We start from the raw sequence: 24,007 nt of genomic DNA on the forward strand, positions 1-24,007 counted from the left end.
TGTTACTCAGCCTTTGTCGCAACCATGCTGTCGCGTTTACTGAATTCTGCATGCCAGCTTGCCAGCGCTTCGTTTCCGTTGCGCCAGCCACGCGCATCATGTCGCAGATCAATATAGGATAGCGCACAGGCAACCGCGATCTGCCCGATATTGAGCGGGCCGGTCAGGTGACTCATCCAGCGGCTATTGATTGCGGCGATGCCACGGGCGGCTTTGGCCCATTGAGCTTCAACCCAGTCAGGCGATTGTTGGTCCGCAGGGCGTAGCCGTGTTTCATAAGCCATCGACACAGTTGCATCCATGATCGCGTCGGCTGTGGCCTCGAGCGTGAGAATTTCCCAGATGCTGCTTTGCGGATAAAGGTTTGCACCAGCCAGATCATTCAGAAAGCGTGTGATGACACGGCTGTCATAGATCGCCGGACCATCGGCGCGGATCAGTGCGGGTATTTTGCCCATCGGATTAGCAGCAATCACCTCGGGCGCCGAGTTAAAAGCAGAGGTCGAAACGACCACCTCTTCGACTGTATCCACCAGCCCTGTTTCGCGGATCAGCACGCGCGCTTTGCGCACAAAAGGAGAAGCGGGAGAGATCAGCAACTGCATGGGAGTCGTCCTTATCTGGGTCAGGGAAACAAGACCTGATCCTGCCCCTCTTGCCAAGGCGGATATTTCGTCATGACGGCGCGGAACCGTTCGGAGTCCAGAAAATCATCAAGCCAGGTGGTCAAAGGCCCCAAGCCTTGCGCATCAAACCATGCGCGGTCTGTGTTCGCGAACTGGCGCACAAAGGGCAGAATTGCCATATCAGCCAAAGTACGCCTGTCGCCCATTAGGAACGGAGACTGTGCAAGGCGGTCGTTCAATTCCGTAAGAAATGCCATCGCCTTGGCGCGCTCTTCCTCTTCACTGCGGTCGGGAAAGCGGACGGCGTATTTTGTATGATCCAGGGCGCTTTTGAACGGACCGTCATTTTGGTCAATCAGGGCGTGGCCCTCGCGCGGCATATCAAGCCAGCCCTCGGGGTCATTGCGGCCCAATGCCCAGAGCATGACATCGCGGCTTTCCTCGATCACTTGGTCCCCGTCCTGCACCACAGGCACCGTGCCTTTGGGTGAGGCAGCCAGAAAAGGCGCGGGCTTCTCTCGTAGCAGGATTTCCTGCAATGCAACCTGCACACCGCTTGACTGGATCGCGAGGCGGGCGCGCATCGCGTAGGGGCAGCGCCGAAAGCTCCAAAGGATCGGCAGCGTTGTCATGCGGTCAGCTGCGTGCCTGCAAATCCGGTGATCTGCGCCTGCACGATCTGGCTTTCGGGCTGGTCAGTGTCGAACACCACTTCAGTGAACTGCGCGGTGCGACCCATCCGCGCATTCTCCATCAGCACCTGATGGGTCTTGCCCTGTTGGGCGGCCAAATGCCGCGCGACTTGCGCTTCACCTGCCGCGCGCAAGGCGGCAGCGCGGGTTTTGATCAGCTTGCCATTCACCTGCGGCATCCTCGCAGCAGGCGTGCCGGGGCGCGGGGAGTAGGGAAAGACATGCAGCCATGTCAGATCGCATTCTGCGACAAGCGCCAGAGAATTGGCAAACATCGCGTCCGTCTCGGTCGGGAAGCCTGCGATGATGTCGGCGCCATAGGTCATGTCGGGGCGCAGTTTCCGCGCCTCCTGGCAAAAAGCGATGGCATCGTCGCGCAAGTGGCGGCGTTTCATCCGTTTCAGGATCATATCGTCGCCATGCTGCAAGGACAGGTGCAAATGCGGCATCAGGCGCGGTTCGGTGGCGATGGCCTGCATGAGGTTCTCATCCACTTCGATACTGTCGATCGAGCTGATCCGCAGTCGCGGCAGGTCCGGCACCAGTTTGAGGATGCGCATCACCAGATCGCCCAGTTTCGGCGTGGCAGGAAGATCGGCGCCCCAACTGGTCAGATCGACGCCTGTCAGCACGACTTCATTGTATCCCGTATCCACCAGCCGCTTGATCTGATCCACCACAACGCCAGCGGGGACCGAGCGGGAATTGCCGCGGCCATAAGGAATGATGCAGAACGTGCAGCGGTGGTCACACCCGTTCTGGACCTGCACATAGGCACGGCTGCGGGTGCCGAAGCCGTCAATCAGGTGGCCTGCGGTTTCCGTGACCGACATGATGTCGTCAACCTGCACAGGTTCGGTCTGCCCGATCAGATCGGGGGCCATGCCTGCCCATGTGGCGGGGTCCATCTTTTCGGTATTGCCGATGACGACATCGACCTCGGCCATTCTGGCGAAAGTGTCGGGTTCTGTCTGCGCGGCACATCCTGTGACGATCAGCTTGGCATCAGGGTGATCGCGGCGCAGCTTGCGGATGTCCTGACGCGCTTTGCGCACGGCCTCTGCTGTCACGGCGCAGGTGTTCACCACGATGGCGTTATCCACGCCTGCCGCTGTCGCCAGTTGCTTCATCGCCTCGGTCTCATAGGCGTTCAGGCGGCAACCATGGTTGGAAAATATCGGTGCTGTTTTCACCATCAGAGCCGCCAGACGCCGTCAAAGACATGTGCAGTCGGACCCGTCATCCACACGCCATCATCACGCCAGTCGACATGCAGGCTGCCGCCATCCAGGTCGATTCTGACAGACCGCCCTGTCAGCCCGCGCCGCGCGGCAGCGACAGCTGTGGCACAAGAGGAAGAGCCAGAGGCCAGCGTCACACCGACGCCGCGTTCCCAAACGCGCATCCGCAGGTGATCGGGGCCGATCACGCTGGCGAATTGTACGTTGGTACGTTGAGGATACAGCGGGTGATGTTCGATTGCGGCCCCTCGGGTGGCCAGATCAACGGCCTCGGCATCCGCTACAAAGAATGTGCAATGCGGGTTCCCCATGCCGGTTGCTGTGGGTGCACCATCGATGGGCAGTTCAAGCGTGTCCATTGCGCGCGCCAGCGGCACATCCTGCCAGTCAAGCTGGGGGTGCCCCATGTTTACCGACGTCAGGCCATTGCCTGCATCCAGTGCCTGCAAGATACCGCGCTCTGTTTGCAGGGTCAGCGCGTCTGTGCCGCTCTGATCCATCAGATACCGTGCTATACAGCGCGTGGCGTTGCCGCAGGCCCCTGCCAGTGATCCGTCGCTGTTCCAGAATGTCAGCCGCACATCGGCTTCGGTCGTGTCGGACAGCACGGCAAGCTGGTCAAACCCCACGCCGCGATGGCGGTCTGCGATTGCCACAGCGATAGCCCCATCCACGCGCGGGGTGATTCCCCGTTCGTCCACGACAACAAAGTCGTTTCCCAGCCCGTGCATCTTCATAAAGGGCAAATATGATGAGTCGTTTGCGGTCATGGCGGCGATATATGCCAAGGCAGACAAGTTATCCAGCAGTCAGGGGAATTTGGGGGTTGACCGCACCCCCGTGGCTTTCTAGATACCGCCCTCAGTGGGCCGTTAGCTCAGTTGGTAGAGCAACTGACTTTTAATCAGTAGGTCGATGGTTCGAACCCATCACGGCTCACCACTTTATCCCTGATATTTGCGGATTTATGCAAACTCGCCGCCTGGGTCTTTCCGCGTGTACGTCGTAGCTATTGCACAAGAAAACGGTGGCTAAGTGGCAGGCTTGCCGCGCCAAGAACGCGGGCATCAGGGCCGCGCGTGCCTGTTGCGATATCGGGTCTGTCCATACCGGTCATATCCAACGTCGCGAGATGCGCTCTGGTTTGTGCGGTTACCTCGGCGCAGAGCGCACGCGGCATCCATCCATCAATCATAACCAGTTCAAGATCAACGATCGCCTGCGTCGACTGGATCGCATGCGCGATGGCGTGCGCGCATTGCGCGGTCCATTCGGCGACGATGTCTTCGGGGAAGTCCCAGTTTTCCGGATCAACCCACATTTGTTGCGCATCAACGCCGTTCTGGACAAGCGCCTCTTCCAGCTTTGCCAAAGAGGCAAGCTCGATCATCGGGCGTGAAACACCATTGCGGTCAGGGATGTTCAGGGGCCCGAAACTGGCGGCATTGCCGGTTGACCCTGTGTAAAGCGTGTTGCGCAGCACCAGACCACCGCCAATGAAGAAGGCGATGAAGAAGCAGAGCGTATTTGCAGGCAGCGGATTTTCACCGAACACCATCTCGGCGCTACAGGCCGCGGTTCCGTCGTTCTGCAAGAAGACAGGCATCCCGAGCGCTTCGGCGATCTCTGTCTCCAAATCGCGGTATTCCCAATTGGCCATGCGTTCTGCTTCTACCCCGATATGCTCAGGCCAGCTCCAGAGAAAAAAGGGCATTGCAATGCCTAGGCCTGCGATCCGTGGTTTCAGGCGTGCAGGAAGCCGGGCGCGTAGTGATTTTGAAGACGTTTTGGCAAATTGCAGAACCTTATCGAAATCAGGGTAGTCATAGATCTGTTTTTCGCGATCGATGATTTGCCCGAGAAAATCGATTACAACCATCTCGACCGAGCGACGGCCCACCTTCATGCCTAGAAAGACAACACCTGAAGGGTTGAGCGAGAGAGGCACAGACGGTTGCCCGATTCGGCCACGTGAAGGCGTGCCGCGCAGAATAAGGCCATCGGCCTCAAGTGATCCGATCAGGCGGGCAACGGTTTGGGCTGACAAACCAGTGCGGCGCGCAATGTCGGCTTTCGCCATGTCGGAATTTCGGCGCAAGAGGCTGAGGACAACGCGCTCGTTTCGTTCGCGCATGCCGCCTTGATTGGTGCCGCGCTCAAATGTCGCGTCGTCCGATTCGTCCCTGTCCGGTTCCTGAATTCTGTCCATCGCACCCAACTATTCTTTGGTTTCGCCAAGCAATAGCATATTAAATAACTCTCTGGAAGTTAGTTATTGACAGTCCGTCGGAAAAGCTTCAGTTTCCGGTCTCACGGGAACGACTACAAAGGTCATGGGAGGACCATTATGTTTAAATCCACAAAGACAGCCCTTTTGGGCGGTGCAATTGCTATTGCCAGCAGCGGCGCAGCTTTTGCCGACGCACACGGACCATCCGCGTGCCTGATTACAAAGACAGACACCAACCCTTTCTTTGTTAAGATGCGCGAAGGTGCCGAGGCTGCTGCCGAAGCTGCGGGCATGACGCTGAGCTCTTTTGCAGGGCGTGTTGACGGTGACCACGAAACACAGGTTGCTGCGATCGAGACCTGCATCGCAAACGGCGCATCCGGTATTTTGCTGACAGCGTCCGACACATCATCCATCGTTGGTGCTGTGACCCAGGCACGTGAAGCAGGCCTGTTGGTTATCGCGCTCGATACACCGCTTGATCCGATTGATGCCGCTGACGCGACATTCGCGACCGACAACTTCCTTGCCGGTGAACTGATCGGCCAGTGGGCTGCAGCGACACTTGGTGATGAAGCCGCAAACGCGAAAATCGCCATGCTTGACCTTGCTGTCAGCCAGCCAACTGTTGGTGTGCTGCGCGACCAAGGCTTCTTGCAGGGCTTTGGTATCGATCTGGGCGACCCGAACAGATGGGGCGACGAAACCGATCCGCGCATCGTTGGCAACGACGTCACCGCAGGTAACGAAGAAGGCGGCCGTCGTGCGATGGAAAACCTTCTCGCTGTCGATCCGATGATCAACGTCGTCTACACAATCAACGAACCAGCCGCCGCTGGTGCCTATGAAGCGCTGCGTTCTATCGGTCGTGAAAATGACGTGCTGATCGTGTCTGTCGACGGTGGCTGCCCTGGTGTGCAGAACGTCGCTGACGGTGTGATCGGTGCGACATCGCAGCAGTATCCACTGTTGATGGCGTCCAAAGGGATCGAAGCGATTGCGGCATATGCAGCCGATGGCACATTGCCTGAAAACACACCAGGCAAGAACTTCTTTGACACCGGCGTTGCTCTGGTCACCGACCAGCCAGCGGAAGGCGTTGACAGCATCTCGGTTGCCGAAGGCATGGAGCTTTGCTGGGGTTAAATCCCTGACACATCTTTGTTAAACTTTGAAGAGGGCAACGTGTTTGCCCTTTTCTCTAAGAAGCTGAATTTGCCGTTCACGCCGTTGCCACGTTGGGGAGCATAATGCCAAACGATTCCGATAACTATGAATCTGTTGTCAAAACGGAGCGCACTGAAACAGTTGCCGCGTTCGTAGATAACCGCAAAGGGTTCATGCACAGTTTACAGCACTTGCTGCACGTCAATCCCGCGCTTGTGCCGTTGTTTGTGCTTGTCGCTTCAATTGCGGTGTTCGGGTTGCTTTTGGGTTCAACCTTCTTTTCACCCTTCGCGTTGACGCTGATTTTGCAACAGGTGCAGATCGTGGGCATCGTCGCGGCGGCGCAATCTCTGATCATCCTCACGGCAGGTATCGACCTGAGCGTCGGCGCAATCGCTGTTCTGTCGAGCGTGATCATGGGGCAGTTCACCTTTCGATACGGTGTTCCGGTCGAGGCTGCGATTGTCATCGGCCTTGCCTTCGGCACATTGATCGGCACGATCAACGGATGGCTTGTTGCGGTGATGAAATTACCGCCCTTTATTGTAACCTTGGGGATGTGGCAGATCGTTCTGGCAGCCAACTTCCTTTATTCCGCGAACGAGACAATCCGTAGTCAGGATATCGAGGCTGAAGCGCCCTTGCTCCAGTTCCTTGGTACAACCTTTAAGGTCGGCGCGGATGCGAATGGCAGCGGCGGCGCCACCTTTACCTATGGTGTGATCGCCATGATCCTTATTTTTGCCGTGCTGACATATGTGCTTAGCCAAACGGCTTGGGGCCGCCACGTCTATGCCGTGGGCGATGACCCCGAAGCAGCGCAGCTTTCCGGTGTGAATGTCCGCTATACGCTTATTTCGGTCTATGCCGTCACCGGTTTTATCTGTGCGATTGCAGGCTGGGCCTTGATTGGCCGGATCGGGTCTGTCAGCCCGACATCGGGTCAGCTTCTGAATATTGAGAGCATCACGGCCGTTGTGATCGGTGGCATCTCGCTCTTCGGGGGGCGCGGGTCGATCCTTGGGCCGCTCTTTGGTGCGCTGATTGTGGGTGTCTTTACGCTTGGCCTGCGCCTTGCGGGGGCAGACGCGCAGTGGACTTATCTTCTTATCGGCGTGCTGATCATCGGCGCTGTCACCGTGGACCAATGGATCAGAAGGGTATCGGCATAATGGAACCGGTTTTAAAAGGACGCGGGCTCGTCAAACGCTATGGCAAGGTCACGGCATTGGATTATTGCGATTTCGATCTCTACCCTGGTGAAATCCTTGCAGTGATTGGCGATAACGGTGCGGGGAAATCATCACTGATCAAATCCGTGTCGGGCGCTGTTGTTCCCGATGAGGGCGAGATATTTTTGGATGGCCGCAAGGTGCAGTTCAATTCACCTACCGAAGCGCGCGAAGAAGGTGTTGAGACCGTCTATCAGACGCTTGCGATGTCACCTGCCCTTTCCATTGCGGACAATATGTTCATGGGGCGCGAACTGCGCAAACCGGGGTTCATGGGCAAATGGCTGCGCCAGCTTGACCGCCCCCGTATGGAGAAAATCGCCCGTGAAAAGCTTTCGGAACTGGGCTTGATGACGATCCAGAACATCAATCAGGCGGTTGAAACACTGTCTGGTGGCCAGCGCCAAGGTGTCGCCGTGGCGCGTGCCGCCGCGTTTGGATCAAAGGTGATCATTCTGGATGAACCAACGGCTGCGTTGGGCGTAAAGGAAAGCCGCAAGGTGCTTGAGCTGATCAAGGACGTGAAAGCGCGTGGCATTCCGATCATCCTGATCAGCCATAACATGCCGCATGTGTTCGAGGTCGCGGACCGCATCCATATTCATCGTCTTGGCAAACGCCTGTGTGTGGTCAAGCCGTCCGAGGTTTCAATGTCCGATGCTGTCGCGCTGATGACCGGAGCGATGACACCTGATGAAATTGCCGCCTGAGACACTTGCCAAGCAGGCGCTCGAGCATGTTTTGCACCTGCCTGACGGGCGCAAACTGATTGCGATCGCAGGGCCGCCCGGTTCTGGGAAATCTACCGTGGCCGAGGCTCTGCACCGGTTGTTGACCGCTGCGGACAGGACGTCTGCGGTGGTGCCGATGGACGGGTTTCATCTAGATAACGCTATCCTGGATGCGCGCGGTTTGCGGGCGAGGAAAGGTGCGCCAGAAACCTTTGATGGCGCGGGTTTCTGCAATCTGGTGCAGCGAATTGCGCATGACGGTACGGACGTTGTGTACCCTGTCTTTGACCGGTCGCGGGATATTGCGATTGCCGGTGCGGCAGTCCTGTCAAATGATGTGGAATACGTGCTCTTTGAGGGCAATTATCTGATGCTTGAGGGTGATCCCTGGGGTCAATTGGCACAATTCTGGACCAGCTCTATCTGGATCGACGCACCGATTGAGGAACTCGAACGGCGTTTGATGCAACGCTGGCTCGACGAAGGATTCTCTGAGGCGCAGGCGCGTTTCAAGGTCGGTGAGAACGATCTGCTCAATGCGAAACACGTGCAATCCAACAGCCGCACCTGCGATTTGGCGCTCTAGTGTAGGCCGAGCGTTTTAGACGCAGGGTCACATACCACCGAACCGCTGCTTTTGCTTCACAAAATCACAGGACCGGATAATCTCTCCCGAACGCTTTTCGGAGGAAGCCAGTGACAGACCCGACACGCCCTTGGACGGCCTTTTACGGCCCGTCCGTACGCAAGACGATCGACGCGCCCGAGTTCAGGACAATCGGTGAGTTCATCAGCGCGACTGCCGCTCTTTACGGCGACCGCCCCGCCTTCACCACCTGCCTGCCCAACGGTATGAACGGGACGTTAAGCTACCGCCAAGCGGATGAGATGTCTGACGCGCTGGCGGTTTACTTGCGCGAAATTGCGGGTCTGGACACCGGAGACCGTGTTGCCATCCAGGTGCCGAACTGCCTCGCCTATCCGATTGCGGCCATGGCGGTGTTCAAGGCCGGGTGTGTTCTGGTCAACGTGAACCCCCTCTATACGCCCGAGGAAATGGCGAAACAGTTCGCCGATGCCGAACCCTCCGCCATCATCGTGGTCGATATGTTCGCCGAAAAGCTGGTCGAAGCGATGCAAGGGCATCCGATTCCGAATGTCATCGTGACCCGCGTTGCCGAATACTTTCCGGCAATGCCCCGTGGTATCGTGGGTCTGGTCCAGAAATACTGGGACAAGACAATCACCCCGATCACAATCCCCCACATCCGGCTGCCAGAGGCCGTTAAGGCGGGCCGCGCAAAACATGCGCAGACGCACAATGCGCTGGAAAGCTATCGCCAGACAATCGACCCCGACGACGTCGCCTGCCTGCAGTACACCGGCGGCACCACCGGTGTGTCCAAGGGTGCGATGCTGACGCACAGTAATATTCTGATGAATATGGAACAGACGATGGAGCTGATTGAGCAGTTCGAAAAGGGTAAGGAAGTCGCCCTGACTGCACTCCCGCTCTATCATGTCTTTGCCTTTACCGTGAATTTTCTGGGCATGTTTTCGCAGGGCGCGCACAATATTCTGATCCCGAACCCCCGCCCGCTCAGCAACCTCAAGCGCGCGTTCGAGAACTACAAGATCACATGGCTGAGTGGCGTGAATACGTTGTTTAACGGTCTGACTGGGGAAATCTGGTTTCTTGATACACCACCAAAGCACCTGAAATTTGCATCCGCTGGCGGTATGGCAACGCAGGGGGTTGTGGCTGAACGATGGGAAAAGCTGACCGGCAAGCCGCTGCTGGAAGGATATGGGCTGACTGAATCCTCGCCGATCCTGACGTTTAACCCTTTTGGCAAAAGCCGCGTCAACTCGATCGGTGTGCCTTTGCCATCGACCGAATTGAAATGCGTGGATGAGGACGGTGTTGATGTGCCGCAAGGCGCGCCGGGTGAATTGATTGCCCGCGGCCCACAGATCATGAAGGGCTATTGGAAAAAGCCCGAAGAGACCGCCAAGACCATTCAGAACGGCTGGCTGCTGACCGGCGATATCGGCGTGATGGACGAAGACGGTTATTTCCGCATTGTCGACCGCAAGAAGGATATGATCCTTGTCTCGGGCTTCAATGTTTATCCGAACGAGATCGAGGACACGCTGGCGGCCCATCCGGGCATCGAAGAAGTCGCGGTGATCGGCGTGCCTGATGGTGCCTCGGGTGAAGCTGTGAAGGCATTTATCGTCAAGCGTGACGATACACTGACCAAAGATGCCGTGCGTGCCTACTGCAAGGAACATCTGACCGGGTACAAAGTGCCCAAGGCGGTCGAATTCCGGGACGAGCTGCCAAAATCGAACGTCGGAAAGATCCTGCGCAAGGACCTGCGCGCCGAAGAGCATGCCAAAGTGGAGAACGCATAATGGTTGGACCACTTGAACAAGCCATTCTGGCGTTGATGATTTTCGTGATCATGCTGGGCATGGGTGCATCCCTGACCCCGCGTGACTTTACGCTGGCGTTGAAGCGGCCATACGGCTTGATGATCGGCGTTGTGTCCCAATACGGGTTCATGCCGCTGATCGGCTTTATCCTGGCGACAACCTTGCCTGTGTCGGACACGATCAAGATTGGTATCCTGATCATGGCCTGTATGCCGGGCGGGACGACCTCGAACATCTTTACCTACTTCTCGAAAGGTAATCTGGCGCTTTCCGTACTCATGACCGTCACGTCCACTGTTTTCGGGGTGATCCTGATCCCACTGGTGCTGGTGCTTTATGCGGGTGCGCTTGATCTGGATATTCCGCGCGAAAACATCATTGCGACACTGGTCCTTCTTCTGGTGCCGGTCGCCATCGGGATGGTGCTGCGCAAACTGAACGCCAACGTGGGTGCGGTGACCGAATTTATGGGCTCGATGCTGGCGATCTTCTTCATTCTTTTCCTGATCGTATCGTGGATTCCCCGCAACTGGGAATTCCTGCTGACAACGACATGGGCCACCTATTTCGGGTCCATCGTGCTGGGCCTCTTTGGTTTTGCGCTGGGCTACGGATTCTCGATCCTGTTGCGGTTGCATCCGCGGAATGCGCGCACGGTGGCGCTTGAGACAGGTATCCAGAACGGTCCGCTTGCGATTGCGATCATCGCCTTCACTTTTCCTGCTACAGAGCAGCAAGCGATCATGGCCGTGCCGGTGCTCTATTCACTGTTCATCGTGATCACCTCGACGATGGTGACGCTGTGGTTCCGCCGCGTGAACACAGCGAATGAGCAACCTTTGCCCAACGGTTTGCTCTAGCTGGATTGACCTGAACCGTACATTCGATGAAAACGGCGCAACACTGCCGTTTTCATCAAGGTTCATACTATGCGCACTGTCTTTATTACGGGAACGGCCGGATTTATCGGGTTTCACCTTGCGCAACTTTTGCTGGACGAAGGGTTTCGCGTGGTCGGCTATGACGGCATGACCGATTACTACGATGTGCAGCTCAAACGCCGCCGTCATCAGATATTGCTGCAAAACCCGCATTTCTCATGTGTTGAGGGGCTGCTGGAAGACTATGATCTTCTGGCGAAAACCTGTGATGAGGCCAGGCCGGATATTATCGTCCACCTCGCAGGACAGGCCGGCGTGCGCTATTCGCTCGCAAACCCGCGGTCCTATATGGAAACGAACGTCATGGGCACGTTCAACGTGACTGAATGTGCGCGCATCCATCAGGTTGAGCACTTGCTGATGGCCTCGACCTCATCGGTTTACGGGGCCAACACAGACATGCCGTTCAATGAATCGCAGCGCGCCGATACGCCGCTGACGATCTACGCTGCCAGCAAGCGCGCAAATGAGCATATGGGACACGCCTATGCGCATTTGTGGAAGATCCCGACCACGATGTTTAGGTTTTTCACCGTTTATGGTCCTTGGGGGCGGCCCGATCTGGCACTCTTCAAATTCGTCAAAGCCGGATTAGATGGAGAGGCCATCGACGTCTACAATAACGGCGAAATGGCGCGTGATTTCACCTATGTGACTGATCTTGTGCGCGGTATCCGGCTCTTGATTGATACGCCGCCTGTCGAACCTGCCACGCCCGATGACATTGCCGAGGGCGATAGCCTCAGCCCCGCCGCCCCGTTCCGTGTGGTCAATATCGGCAACGGGACGAAGGTGCCTTTGATGGAATTCATTGCCGCGATCGAGGATGCGCTGGGGATGCCGCTGGAAAAGAATTTCATGGATATGCAAAAGGGTGACGTGCACGAAACCTTTGCTGACAATGCCTTGCTGCAACACCTGACCGGATATGCGCCGCAAACCGATGTTGCAGAGGGTGTCAGCGCGTTCGTTGCATGGTATCGCGACTATTACGGTAAGTGAATTTGGCGTTTCATGAGAGACATGCGCCACTGCTAAAGAAGAGAGAAGACGATGAAAATTGCAATGATTGGCACCGGTTATGTTGGTCTGGTGTCTGGCGTCTGTTTCTCGGACTTTGGGCATGAGGTGGTCTGCGTCGACAAAAATCAGGATAAGCTCGCACTTTTGCGCGCAGGCAAAACCCCGATATTCGAGCCGGGTCTCGATCGTTTGATGGCCCGCAACATGGCGGCAAACCGGCTGTCATTCACAGATGACCTTCGGGACGCGACGCAAGACGCCGACACGGTTTTCATCGCCGTCGGCACCCCCAGCAGACGCGGTGATGGCCATGCGGACCTGAGTTTCGTGTTCGGTGCTGTCAAAGAAGTGGCCGAGGTTTTGACCAAACCTGCGGTCATCGTGATAAAATCAACCGTGCCTGTCGGGACGAACCGCAAGGTGGCGGAACTCTTGAAGGAGGTCCGGCCCGATCTGGCGTGCGACGTTGTCTCGAACCCTGAATTCTTGCGCGAAGGGGCTGCGATTGATGACTTCATGCACCCTGACCGCGTGGTGGTCGGTGTTGAATCAGAACGCGCGAGTGAGGTGATGAAAGAGGTCTACCGCCCGCTTGCGCTGCGAGATTACCCGTTGCTGACCACAGATCTTGAAACAGCAGAGATGATCAAATACGCCGCCAACGCATTCTTGGCGACAAAAGTGACCTTCATCAACGAAATCGCGATGCTCTGCGAAAGAACCGGCGCTGATGTAAAGGACGTAGCCAACGGCATGGGCTTTGACAGCCGCATTGGTCCCAAGTTCCTGCAAGCGGGGCCGGGCTATGGCGGGTCCTGTTTCCCAAAGGATACGATGGCGCTGGCGCGGATCGGGCAGGACAATTCCTCGCCTCTGCAGATCGTGGAAACGGTCATCAAAGTGAACGAAGAGGTCAAACGCCTGATGATCGAAAAGATCATCGACCTGTGTGATGGCAAGCTTCAGAACAAGACGATTGCCGTGCTGGGCCTGACGTTCAAACCCGACACGGATGATATGCGCGATGCGCCCGCGCTGACGATTGTGCCTGTGCTTGTCGGGCGTGGTGCGAATGTGCGTGTCGTTGATCCTCAGGCTTTCCGTGAGGCTGAATCGCTGTTGCCGAACGTGGCATGGTTTGACGATCCTTATGCGGCCACAGATGGCGCGGATGCCGTGGTCATGCTAACCGAGTGGAACGAATTCCGCGCCCTTGATCTGCGCGATATGGCTGGTCGGATGGCGCAGCCCCGCATGGCGGACCTGCGCAATATCTATTCTTGCGACCTCGCGCTTGATGCAGGCTTTGAGGCCTACACCGGCATGGGACGCAAGTCCAAGCTACCCTTCGACGACTAGGCCACCACGTTGAAGTCGGGGCCGTAGGGATATCCTGTGATATCCTCGTTGCCGTCTTCGGTGATTACCAGAATATCGTGCTCACGGTACCCGCCTGCACCTGGTGTGCCTTCAGGGATTGTCAGCATCGGTTCCATCGAGATCACCATGCCGGGTTCCAGCACCGTGTCGATATCTTCGCGCAGTTCAAGTCCGGCTTCACGGCCGTAGTAATGCGACAATATACCGAATGAGTGACCGTAGCCAAAGGTCCGGTATTGCAGGAGGTCACGTTCGGCGAAGAAGATGTTAATCTTTTCAGTGACTTCCGCGCAGCTGGCGCCCGGTTTCAGCAGGCTCATCCCGTATTCATGTGCCGCGACATTGGCTTCCCAGATTCTCAGGCTGGCAGGATCGACCGTTTCCACGAACATCGTGCGTTCAAGCGCTGTGTAATAACCGCTGACCATCGGGAAGGTGTTCAGGCTAAGGATATCGCCAGTCTCAAGCTTGCGTGATGTGACAGGGTTATGCGCGCCGTCGGTGTTGATGCCGGACTGGAACCAGACCCAAGTGTCGCGGTATTCCGCATCGGGAAAGACCTTGGCAATCTCGCGCTCCATCGCGTCGCGCCCTGCCATGGCGACATCAATCTCGCGCGTACCTGCCTTGACCGCGTCCTTGATCGCATAGCCGCCCACATCGGCGATCTGTGCACATTGCCGGATCAGGGCGATTTCGGCGGCGGATTTATGCATGCGCTGGCGCATCGTCATCGGGGCGATATCCACCGTCTCTGAAGGCGACAGGAAGGATTTCAGCAGATCAAACTGCGCGAGCGACATGTGATCGCCTTCATAGCCGATCGCCTTGCCGCTGCCGGTCACGGACAGTACCGCGCGCCAGTAGTTGTTCCGTTGCCAATCGGTATAGGTGATGTTGTCACCATGGCTGCGCCGCCAGGGCTGGGCGGCGTCAATGCCTGCGCTGATGGTGACGGATTCCGTGGGTGTGACGACAAGCGCATAGGGGCGCCCGAAGGAGCAATAGAGAAAGCCCGAGTAGTAGGCGATGTTGTGCATCGAGCTAAAAACGCAGGCCTCGACACCGGTCCTGGCCATATCGGCGCGCAGCAGCGCAAGGCGGGCGTCATATTCGGAAGGGGCGAAGGGAAGGGTCTTTTCCCCCTGATGGAAACGGTAGAATTCTGGGCGATCCATAGCATGGCTCCGTGATCAGCGGCCCATGCGTGAAGAGTGAACTCATCTGACGCAAAGGCGGCAAAGTGAAGTCCCGGCGTTCAGGATGAAACGTGTCAAATAAAAAGGGGTCGGCGACGCCATCGCCGACCCTCAAGGTCATTTGCCCGCAAAATACGGGCTGTGGCAAGCCCCCTTATGCGGGGGACAGACCGCGCAACCGCTCGGACCGGCGGCGCAAGAGTTCGACCGTCGTCAGAAGCATGATGGACACGATGACCAGGATTGTCGCTGCGGCAAGGATTGTTGGCGAAATCTGCTCGCGCAGGCCGGTGAACATCTGCCATGGCAGTGTCTGCTGCTGGGCAGAACCCACGAAGAGCACGACAACCACTTCGTCAAACGACGTAATGAAGGCGAACAGACCACCGGAGATCACACCGGGCAGAATAAGCGGCATTTGCACCTGAAAGAAGGTGGTCACAGGGTTGGCCCCCATAGATGCCGCAGCCCGCGTCAGCGAACGGTCAAAGCCAACCAAGGTTGCAGTCACCGTAATGATCACGAAAGGAATACCGAGCACGGCATGTGCGAGGATCACTTTGACAAAGCCCACGAATGATTGCGACAGGCCAAGTGTTGCTTCCAGCCAGTTGCCCAAAGGCGCGTAGAAGAAGAACATACCCGTTGCCGAAATGATCAGCGGGACAATCATCGGCGAAATCAGGATTGCCATGATCGCCTGGCGACCGGGAACGTGGCTTTGCGACAGGCCAATCGCGGCCAGCGTTCCCAATGTCACCGAAATGATCGTCGCAATCGGCGCAATGATCAAAGAGTTCTTCAGCGGCACCATCCACTCATCCGTGCCAAGGAAATCACGGTAGTGCTTGAGGCTATAGCCCTCGGCCTGGAAGTTCAGCATCTCCGGTGTGAAGGTGAAGAAATCCTCTGCGTTGAAGCTGAGCCACATCACAGGGATCAGTGGTGCCACCAGGAAGAAGAAGATCAGGCCGCAGATGAATTTGAACGTATTATGCCACAGCGTCTGTGCAGGGGTGTAGTAGATTGGTACAGTCATGCCGTAAGCGCCCGTCGCCAGCCAATAAGCTGTCCAGCTCAGAACGGCCCCGATGATCGCACCAGAAACAGCTGTGCCGACGTTGCCAAAGACAAGACCGGCAATTGCGAGCACCGCGATGACACCCCAGCGCACCTGTGTTCGCCGCATGAGGTTCGTTTCTGCCACAAATGCAATCGCACAACCGACCAGCGCACCAATCAGCGCACCCAGCATCGGCTGTGCTGCCATATTGCCGCCGACGAAGCCGAACATGGCGGCCAGGAGTGCCGTCAGGGGCATGGTGAACCGGAGCAGGTCCGGACGCTTTTCTGCTATAAGCATCTTCTTTGCCATAGTTTTAGCCCCCCAGCTTTACGTTATCGATGCCGACGATGCGGTCGTAGCACCAGTAGAGCGCCATAACGAGCACAAGAAGGATTGTACCCAATGCGGCTGCAAGGCCCCAGTTCAACGAGCTTGAAATGTGATAGGCGATCCGGTTGGAGATAAAGACACCATCGGTACCCCCCACGATCTCGGGCGTGATGTAGTAGCCAATCGCCAGAATGAACACGAGGATCGACCCCGCGCCAATACCCGGAACAGACTGCGGGAAGTATACCCGCCAGAAGGCTGTCCAATTGGTGGCGCCCAGTGATTTCGCAGCCCGCAGATAGGATGGCGGGATCGTTTTCATCACCGAGTAGAGTGGCAAGATCATGAACGGCAGCAAAATATGCGTCATCGCAATGATGGTACCGGTCGAGTTGTTCATCAGGATCAGACGGTTTGCGTCATCCACAAAGCCGAGCCATACAAGGATTTCGTTGATCACACCTTGTTGTTGCAACAGAACCTTCCACGCGGACGTCCGCACCAGAAGCGAGGTCCAGAAAGGCAGCAGCACAAGGATCATCAGCACGTTGGCGGTCCGCACCGGCAGGTTGGCCAGCAGCCACGCAATCGGATAGCCCAGCAGGATACAGCTGCCTGTGATGATCAGCGACATTTGCAATGTGCGGATGAAAAGCTGGATGTAAAGCTGCTGATTGTCAGGGCGCATGGACACGCCTTCGGGTGTCAGCTGCGCGTCAACGGCGTTGAGAAAGTAACCGGCGGTGTAGTTCGGGCTATAAACAACAATTGTCTCCCAGACCTCTTTGTCGGCCCAGTCTTCATCAAGATCAAGGAATGCCTGTGCAAAGGTCAGATCCGGCAGGTCAGCGGCAGCAAGTGTTTGCAGCGCCTCGGCGCCCGGCCCTTTATATGCTGCCAGTGCCGGCCCTGTCGCAGGGTTACGCAGATCAATGGCAAGTGCGGCATAAACGGCCTCCCACGGGTCTTCCTCGGACACGACTTCTTCTTCGTCGATCACAGTCCAGATCGCCCAATCGGTATAGGCGGCTGCGGTTGTTGGCAGTATCTCGATGATGGCCTGCGATGGCATAAAGCCGATGTCGGCGGACATGTCTTGCTCGGTCAGGTTTTCCCAACGTGCGCGCCGCATTTCAAGCATAGCATCACCGCCAGCACCGTTCATCATTTCGAACCAGAAGGCGCCTTCCTCAAAGCGCGGATCCACATCTTCGATCGCGTCCTGAAAGACTTCGCCGATGGAATCCATGTTCCGCCCGGATGTGCGGAACAGCGAGGCAAGGCCGGTGGTTTCATAGTTCAGGCGGCTGCCCAGGCGGGTGTGCCTGCGGGCCTCAGAGGCGTTGAAGAGGTCGAAGAACATGTTCTGATAGACGTCTTCGGACGGCAAATCCTGCGTCGTGCTATCCCATGCAGCAAGTGCAGGCACCGTGCCGGGCAGCGTGTTCTCGACGATCTTGTTATCGACCGACCGGATCAGCATGGAAACGATCGGGATCACAAAGGTCAGAAGAACAAAAAATAGAAGCGGGGCGATCAGTGCCAGCGCCCGAAGTTTTTGGCGGCGAAGTGCGCGTCCCAGGCTTTCTTTGAGAGGCCTGCCGTCAGCAGCAAGCATTGGTCCCGAGCCGGTTGTATCACTCATGTCGTCCCCAATCGTTTAACGCAATTTTCAGTATTCATAGAAATGGAAAGGGGCGAAACCGCCCCTTTCCGAAAGTGCTTACTGTGCAAGCCAGGCTTGGAACTTCGCGTCGATATCGTCGCGGTAGTCAGCCCAGAACTCATAGTTGTACAGGAAGGTGTTAGCAGCGTTCGCCGGGTCTGTTGGCATGTGCTGCGCCATCTCGATACCCAGTGTTGCGTGCTGGCCAACCAGTGGCGCAGAAGACAAACGTGCAGGACCGTAAGAGATGTACTTGGCCTGATCAGCAAGGCGCTGTGTGTCAGTCGCAAAGTAGATGAAGTCCAAAGCGCGCGCGAGACGCTCGTCGGACAGACCCTCTGGGATGATCCAGCCGTCAAGGTCGAACACTTGCGCGTCCCACATCATGCCGATTGGCTGGCCCTGCTCTTCGATCGCAGCAAACAGACGGCCGTTGTATGTGGAGCCCATGAAGACTTCGCCATCAGCCAGAAGCTGTGGTGTGTCTGCACCGGCGGACCACCAGATCACGCTGTCACGGATCGTGTCGAGCTTGGCAAGCGCCTGCTCCTGGCCTTCTTCGGTTGCCAGAACGTCATAGACGTCTTCTTTTGCAACACCGTCACACAGCAGAGCCCACTCAACGTTGTTGATGGGGCGCTGTTCCAGCGCGCGCATACCAGGATATGTTTCCAGGTCGAACACGTCGCAGATGTCGTTTGGCGCTTCTACACCGGCTGGCACCATGTCTGTGCGGTAGCCGAATGTTGTGGAATAGACGATCTGCGGGATAAAGCAGTCGCCAACCAGCAGGTCACCGAAGTCGTCAGAAGCAGATGTCCCGTCCGGCGCTGGCGCAAGGATCTCGTCAGGGTCGATTTCCATCGCAAGACCTTCGTCGCACAGACGCAGCGCGTCAGCGGCAACAACATCAACCACATCCCATGTGATCGAACCGGCTTCGTTCATGGCACGCAGCTTGGCCACAGCTTCGGCAGAGCTTTCGTCCCATGTGATGGTAACACCTGGGTTCATCGCGACATATGGGTCAGCATATGCGTTGATCTGCGACGACTGGTATGCACCACCCCAGCTGACCAGTGTCATGTCCGAAGCCATATGACCGTCAGCAAGTGATGTCGTGGCGGACAGGCCCAGGGCCATTGTCGTCAGAATTGGTTTCGTAAACTTCATTCTATTCTCCCGTTAAACCTGGTTTTTCGATGATGACCGCGCATACCAGGGCTAGCGCGGCCAATCTGATTGTGCTTAAGGCCGCTCTACGCGTCCAAAGCACGGCAATCTTCTGGCAACCAACCAATTTCGATCTGCTCGCCGGGGCGAAGACGTGGTTGGTCGGGGGCGTTCCGTGTCTTCATGACAAATTCGGTCGACCCTGCAACACGCAGGCGCGTGCGGAAGATGTCACCCATATAGATGAACTCAAGCACTTCGGCCTTCAGCGTATGCGCGTCCGGAGACAAGCGTTCTTTGTTGGTTTCAACGCGTTCGGGGCGGATCGACACTGTTGTGCGTTCACCCACCGCATTGACGTTCACAGGTACCGCGTCGATTTCCTCGCCGCTATCAAGCTGGACAACGCAGGTATTTTTTGCGTTGTCGATCTTGGTCACCTTGCCGCTGAGCGTATTATTCTCACCGATAAACTGCGCCACAAAGCTGTTTTGAGGTTGCTCGTAAAGCTCGTCGGGTGGGGCAAGCTGCTGGATACGGCCATCATCGAACACGGCAACGCGGTCTGACATGGTCAGCGCCTCTGTCTGGTCGTGGGTTACATAAACCGTGGTGATCCCAAGGTTATGGGCCAGATCGGTAATCTCGAACTGCATCTTTTCACGCAGCTGTTTGTCCAGCGCGCCAAGCGGTTCGTCCATCAGCACCAGTTCAGGTTCGAAAACCAGCGCTCGGGCCAAGGCGACGCGCTGTTGCTGGCCACCCGAAAGCTGGGCCGGACGGCGGTTGCCGAATGCACCCATTTCAACCATGTCCAATGCGCGTTTGACCTTCTGTTCCCGCTCGGACTTGCCCATTTTGCGGACTTCCAGCGGAAAGGCGAGGTTCTCGGCGATGGTCATATGCGGGAACAGCGCATAGTTCTGGAACACCATGCCGATGCCGCGTTTGTGCGGGGGGATATCGTTGATGGATTTACCATCAAGCCGGATATCCCCGTGCGTCGCCGTCTCAAAACCGGCCAGCATCATCAGACAAGTCGTCTTGCCCGAACCCGAAGGCCCGAGCATTGTCAGGAACTCGCCTTTTGGCATTTGAAGGTTGAGGTCTTTCACGACGAGCGTTTCGCCGTCATAACTCTTCTGCACTCTTTCGAATTCGACGAAAGAGTCGTTTTGTTTTGTATCGGCCAAATTTGGCTCCCCTTGTGTCGCAACATTTTTTATCTCTGCGTTGGGCACATACTAACGTAAAAGCGTTGGTGGTTTGCAAGCAGATTTCCTGAGCGGTCTCTTTTTGGACAAAAAACTCCTTTTTTATATAGCGTTCAGCGCTGTAAATGAGGCAATCTGCCCCACGCGATGCCAAGAATCATGGCGTTTTATGAATCCGGTTTTGGAGGGATAGCAGTTTACCTGTAACCCGATGACGCTCTTGTCACATGCGATGTCGCGAAACGCGAGGCGGGGCGCAGACGTCGCTGTAGCCTCTTGTGCAGTTGCACCGCGCATATGGCGAGAGGAACACCGCAAATGACACACCCAGACCCCGCGTTCAGCGCCAAGGAATACGCCCGCCGCCTGAACAAGACACGCGCAGCGATGGCCGCTGCCGGACTGGATGTCCTGTTCGTCGAGGATCCTTCGAACATGGCGTGGATCACCGGCTATGACGGCTGGTCGTTCTATGTCCATCAGGGTGTCGTGGTCTTTCATGACGCTGATCCAATCTGGTGGGGGCGCAGGCAGGACGCCAATGGTGCGCTCCGCACGGTCTGGATGCAGGACGACCGGATCTTTGGTTATGCCGACCATTTTGTGCAATCCACGGTCCGCCATCCCATGCAGGACCTTGCGCGCCTGCTGACCGAGATGGGCCATGCGAAGGCGCGTATCGGTGTCGAGATGGACAATTACTATTTCTCGGCCAAAGCCTACACCACGCTTTGCGCAGAACTGCCCAATGCGCAAATTCTGGATGCGACAGCACTTGTGAACTGGCAGCGTGCGGTGAAATCCGACGAAGAGATCGCCTTTATGCAAAAAGCGGCGCGCATTGCCGAAAACGTCATGGACGGGGTGATCGAGCGGATCGAACCCGGGATGCGCAAGAATGATCTGGTGGCGGAAATCTATGGCGATGTGATCCGTGGCGTTGGTGACGATTGGGGCGACTACCCTGCGATTGTGCCGCTTTTGCCCTCAGGCACAAATGCCGCCGCCCCGCATCTGACGTGGGACAGCCAGCCTTTCAAACGTGGTGAGGGCACCTTTTTTGAACTGGCGGGATGTTATCGCCGCTATCACATCCCGTTTTGCCGCTCTGTTTTTCTTGGGACACCGCCTGATTTTCTCAAGCGCGCCGAAGCCGCTCTTGTAGAAGGGCTAGAGGCCGGCCTTGATGCCGCCCGTGCAGGCAATCGCGCACAGGATATCGCGATAGCCCTCGCCGCCCCGCTGGAACGCGCCGGTATCGAACGCGGCGCGCGCTGCGGCTATCCCATCGGGCTGAGCTATCCCCCGGATTGGGGCGAACGGACGATTTCATTGCGCGAAGAAGACGAAACGATCCTTGAGCCGGGCATGACATTTCACTTTATGCCCGGTCTGTGGATGGATGATTGGGGTCTGGAGATCACGGAATCCATTCTTATTACAGAGGACGGACCGGCGGCCTGTTTCTGTGACCGGCCACGCAAGATGTACCTCAAGGACTAGGCGCGCGTGGTTGTCCCTCTTTCTTCGCCACGCGTGACGGACATCACGCAGCGTGCCCAGAGCATCCTGCAGCACCTTATCGGCTTTCCCACGATCTCGGCCGACAGCAATCTGGCGATGATTTCGTGGATGGCGGAGCATATGGAACGTCAGGGCGCGCGCGTTTTTCTGGATCATGATGATACCGGCAGCAAAGCGAACCTCTTTGCGACGCTTGGGCCGGACGCGCGTGGCGGTATCCTGTTATCTGGTCATACCGATGTGGTCCCTGTCGCAGATCAGGACTGGGCCACGGACCCGTTCGCCTTGCACGAAGGTGACGGCCGCCTTTACGGGCGCGGTACCTGCGACATGAAGGGGTTTATCGCGGCCACGCTGGCCATTGCGGAAACTGTTGATGCAGACAAGCTGACGCGTCCGCTCCACTTCGCCTTTACCTATGACGAGGAAACCGGTTGTCTGGGCGCGCAATCGCTTGTCGGTGTCATGCGCGATCTTGGTTTGGTGCCTGACATTACGATCATCGGCGAACCCACAGAAATGCGGGTGATCGAGGGGCATAAAGGCTGCTGCGAATACACGGCGCATTTCACAGGGCTTGAGGGCCACGGTTCCGCCCCTGATCTGGGTGTAAATGCGGCCGAATATGCTGTGCGCTATGTCACGCGGCTGATGGAGTTGCGCGAGGACCTGATTGCGCGCGCACCAGCGGACAGCAAGTTCGAGCCGCCTTGGACAACGATCAATGTTGGCCGTATTTCGGGCGGCGTGGCCCATAACGTGATCGCCGGCAAAGCCGAGGTTGAATGGGAAATGCGGCCCGTGCAGAACAGCGACGCCGATTTCGTCAAATCCAGCATGGCCCGCTATTGCGCGGATACCTTACTGCCCGCCATGCAGGCTGTCAGCCCTGACGCCAGCATCACCCTGACCACTGTGGGCGAAATCGCGGGACTTGAGCCGATGGCCGTGAACGCCGCGCGCGAATTGGTCGCCGAACTGACAGGCGCGAACGGCGCCGATCTGGTGGCTTTTGGCACCGAGGCAGGGCTTTTTCAGGCGCTGGGCAGCCATGTGGTGGTCTGCGGTCCCGGTTCAATCCAGCAGGCCCATAAGCCTGATGAATACCTTGAGATTGACCAGTTGGACGCCTGTATGAGCATGCTCTCGCGACTGGTGCGTTATATATCTTAGCGCCCGTGACTGCGGTCGTAGGCGTTAGGCGCCGGTGATGTGAAGGGGTCTGCACTTTCAAAGACATCAATCACCAGCGGATAGCACGCGGCCTTGTCCGAGGTATGCTCGTCCCCGCAATCACCGCCCGGGCAGGCAGAGAGGCCGACGATCAGGTCAATCTCTGCAAAGAATTCCAGATAGTCGCCCTTCCGCACAGGACTGGCCTTCATAAAGTACTGATGCGTGTCGTTGGTGAAACCGGTGCACATAAAGACGTTCAGGACGTCGTGCACATAGGGCTCTGCCTCGGCCAGTGACATGCCTGTGTGGTCTGCCAGTGCGCGGGTCAGGTTGGAATGGCAACAGTAGTGATAGTCGGACCCCGACAACAACCGTCCGGTGTAGGGATCGCAGCGTGTGCCGATCACGTCATGTACAGATCCGCCGTCGGCATCCCAACCGTACCAATCCAGCGTGTCCTCTGTGATGGTCGCCATCGGGCGCATGTTCGGAAAGCGCGACCAAAGCCTGTCGCCGGTGGACAGATGTGTGCCATGCAAGGCGCGCGTTTTGCCGGAATAGAAATGTTCGGTCAGGTCAGTGGCGGACCATAGGTTCAGATCGCCGACCTGCGCGCCGTCCGGGCATGTAATCCGAAAGAATCCGCCCGCAGGGACGGTCGTGCAGCGCGCGTCGCGGGGCGGGATCACGCAGGTGTCGCGATGGGTGGCGCTGGCACGGCGGGTCTGCATCGCCGCATGGTCCGGCGGTGCAAGCGCATCAGTCGGATAGCAGATCACCGCAGGCTTGGTGCGGCGGGCGTCGGCATCGCTTGGGCGCGTAAAGGCGGGCTGATCAGGTTTCATGGGTGCATACTCGTCTCAGGGGATGTCGGGCGGAACCGTAGCTTTGAATGGCGGTCAAAGACCAGACCTCGGATTCTTGGTTCAGATTTGCTAAAAGCACCTGTGGCGGTCA

At 57.2% G+C, this 24,007-nt stretch carries 21 protein-coding genes and 1 tRNA gene; 11 read left to right on the forward strand and 11 right to left on the reverse strand.

The genetic code is table 11. The annotated features are described in order from the left end of the window. Positions 1-2 precede the first annotated feature (2 nt). The 4 genes from C7964_RS00755 to dapF are packed head-to-tail and all read right to left on the reverse strand — an operon-like array spanning position 3 to position 3,329. Complete coding sequence (locus C7964_RS00755) at positions 3-605, reverse strand: glutathione S-transferase (protein WP_110277813.1); 603 nt, start codon at positions 603-605, stop codon at positions 3-5. A 20-nt stretch (positions 606-625) separates the two neighbouring features. Beyond that, positions 626-1,258, reverse strand: a complete 633-nt coding sequence (locus C7964_RS00760) for a glutathione S-transferase (RefSeq protein WP_110277814.1) — start codon at positions 1,256-1,258, stop codon at positions 626-628. Continuing rightward, positions 1,255-2,514, reverse strand: a complete 1,260-nt coding sequence (mtaB, locus tag C7964_RS00765) for a tRNA (N(6)-L-threonylcarbamoyladenosine(37)-C(2))-methylthiotransferase MtaB (protein ID WP_110277815.1) — start codon at positions 2,512-2,514, stop codon at positions 1,255-1,257. Before mtaB ends, C7964_RS00760 begins: the two co-directional genes overlap by 4 nt. Then, entirely contained in the window at positions 2,514-3,329 is an 816-nt protein-coding gene (dapF, locus tag C7964_RS00770) for a diaminopimelate epimerase (RefSeq protein ID WP_110278496.1), read from the reverse strand. Before dapF ends, mtaB begins: the two co-directional genes overlap by 1 nt. A gap of 96 nt (positions 3,330-3,425) precedes the next feature. Between dapF and C7964_RS00775 the strand changes: the two genes are divergently transcribed. Continuing rightward, positions 3,426-3,501, forward strand: a tRNA-Lys gene (locus tag C7964_RS00775). 67 nt (positions 3,502-3,568) lie between these two features. Here the strand turns inward: C7964_RS00775 and C7964_RS00780 are convergent. Beyond that, a complete protein-coding gene (locus C7964_RS00780) occupies positions 3,569-4,768 on the reverse strand; it encodes an ROK family transcriptional regulator (protein ID WP_110277816.1) in 1,200 nt (399 codons plus the stop codon). Positions 4,769-4,906: 138 nt separating this feature from the next. On the opposite strand from C7964_RS00780, the gene C7964_RS00785 reads away from it, so the two are divergent. The 8 genes from C7964_RS00785 (at position 4,907) to C7964_RS00820 (ending at position 13,681) form a co-directional block, all read left to right on the forward strand. Continuing rightward, positions 4,907-5,935, forward strand: coding sequence for a sugar ABC transporter substrate-binding protein (locus C7964_RS00785; protein ID WP_110277817.1), 1,029 nt, complete (start codon positions 4,907-4,909; stop codon positions 5,933-5,935). Between the two features lie 104 nt (positions 5,936-6,039). Then, positions 6,040-7,128, forward strand: coding sequence for an ABC transporter permease (locus tag C7964_RS00790; protein ID WP_110277818.1), 1,089 nt, complete (start codon positions 6,040-6,042; stop codon positions 7,126-7,128). Continuing rightward, positions 7,128-7,898, forward strand: coding sequence for an ATP-binding cassette domain-containing protein (locus tag C7964_RS00795; RefSeq protein WP_220000154.1), 771 nt, complete (start codon positions 7,128-7,130; stop codon positions 7,896-7,898). Before C7964_RS00790 ends, C7964_RS00795 begins: the two co-directional genes overlap by 1 nt. Next, entirely contained in the window at positions 7,882-8,505 is a 624-nt protein-coding gene (locus C7964_RS00800; RefSeq protein ID WP_110277820.1) for a nucleoside/nucleotide kinase family protein, read from the forward strand. Before C7964_RS00795 ends, C7964_RS00800 begins: the two co-directional genes overlap by 17 nt. 110 nt (positions 8,506-8,615) lie before the next feature. Then, a complete protein-coding gene (locus C7964_RS00805) occupies positions 8,616-10,337 on the forward strand; it encodes an AMP-binding protein (RefSeq protein ID WP_181417074.1) in 1,722 nt (573 codons plus the stop codon). Then, positions 10,337-11,218 (forward strand): bile acid:sodium symporter family protein, encoded by an 882-nt coding sequence (locus tag C7964_RS00810; protein WP_055295156.1) that lies wholly within the window; start codon positions 10,337-10,339, stop codon positions 11,216-11,218. The genes C7964_RS00805 and C7964_RS00810 overlap by 1 nt, the downstream gene beginning before the upstream one ends. Positions 11,219-11,287: 69 nt before the next feature. Further along, positions 11,288-12,301 (forward strand): NAD-dependent epimerase/dehydratase family protein, encoded by a 1,014-nt coding sequence (locus tag C7964_RS00815; RefSeq protein ID WP_110277821.1) that lies wholly within the window; start codon positions 11,288-11,290, stop codon positions 12,299-12,301. A gap of 51 nt (positions 12,302-12,352) precedes the next feature. Next, entirely contained in the window at positions 12,353-13,681 is a 1,329-nt protein-coding gene (locus C7964_RS00820) for a UDP-glucose dehydrogenase family protein (RefSeq protein WP_110277822.1), read from the forward strand. On the opposite strand, the gene C7964_RS00825 is transcribed toward C7964_RS00820, so the two are convergent. The 5 genes from C7964_RS00825 to C7964_RS00845 form a co-directional block, all read right to left on the reverse strand. Continuing rightward, positions 13,678-14,880 carry an aminopeptidase P family protein gene (locus C7964_RS00825; protein WP_110277823.1) on the reverse strand — a complete coding sequence of 401 codons (1,203 nt, stop codon included), beginning with the start codon at positions 14,878-14,880 and terminating at the stop codon, positions 13,678-13,680. The genes C7964_RS00820 and C7964_RS00825 overlap by 4 nt on opposite strands. 175 nt (positions 14,881-15,055) lie before the next feature. Continuing rightward, a complete protein-coding gene (locus tag C7964_RS00830) occupies positions 15,056-16,264 on the reverse strand; it encodes an ABC transporter permease (RefSeq protein ID WP_286163676.1) in 1,209 nt (402 codons plus the stop codon). Positions 16,265-16,280: 16 nt separating this feature from the next. Beyond that, positions 16,281-17,942: an ABC transporter permease gene (locus tag C7964_RS00835; protein WP_110277825.1), complete on the reverse strand. Its 1,662-nt coding sequence runs from the start codon at positions 17,940-17,942 to the stop codon at positions 16,281-16,283. Between the two features lie 78 nt (positions 17,943-18,020). Next, complete coding sequence (locus C7964_RS00840; RefSeq protein WP_110277826.1) at positions 18,021-19,136, reverse strand: extracellular solute-binding protein; 1,116 nt, start codon at positions 19,134-19,136, stop codon at positions 18,021-18,023. Positions 19,137-19,222: 86 nt separating this feature from the next. Beyond that, positions 19,223-20,329 carry an ABC transporter ATP-binding protein gene (locus C7964_RS00845; protein WP_110277827.1) on the reverse strand — a complete coding sequence of 369 codons (1,107 nt, stop codon included), beginning with the start codon at positions 20,327-20,329 and terminating at the stop codon, positions 19,223-19,225. A 339-nt stretch (positions 20,330-20,668) separates the two neighbouring features. Between C7964_RS00845 and C7964_RS00850 the strand changes: the two genes are divergently transcribed. Both C7964_RS00850 and argE read left to right on the forward strand, forming a co-directional pair. After that, positions 20,669-21,853, forward strand: a complete 1,185-nt coding sequence (locus C7964_RS00850) for a M24 family metallopeptidase (protein WP_110277828.1) — start codon at positions 20,669-20,671, stop codon at positions 21,851-21,853. 6 nt (positions 21,854-21,859) lie between these two features. Then, entirely contained in the window at positions 21,860-23,047 is a 1,188-nt protein-coding gene (argE, locus tag C7964_RS00855; RefSeq protein WP_286163678.1) for an acetylornithine deacetylase, read from the forward strand. Here the strand turns inward: argE and C7964_RS00860 are convergent. After that, positions 23,044-23,895 (reverse strand): urea carboxylase-associated family protein, encoded by an 852-nt coding sequence (locus tag C7964_RS00860; RefSeq protein WP_110277829.1) that lies wholly within the window; start codon positions 23,893-23,895, stop codon positions 23,044-23,046. The genes argE and C7964_RS00860 overlap by 4 nt on opposite strands. Between the last annotated feature and the right edge of the window lie 112 nt (positions 23,896-24,007).

Origin of the sequence: Loktanella sp. PT4BL, assembly GCF_003201935.1 — a bacterium.
Classification (GTDB): Bacteria; Pseudomonadota; Alphaproteobacteria; order Rhodobacterales; family Rhodobacteraceae; genus Yoonia.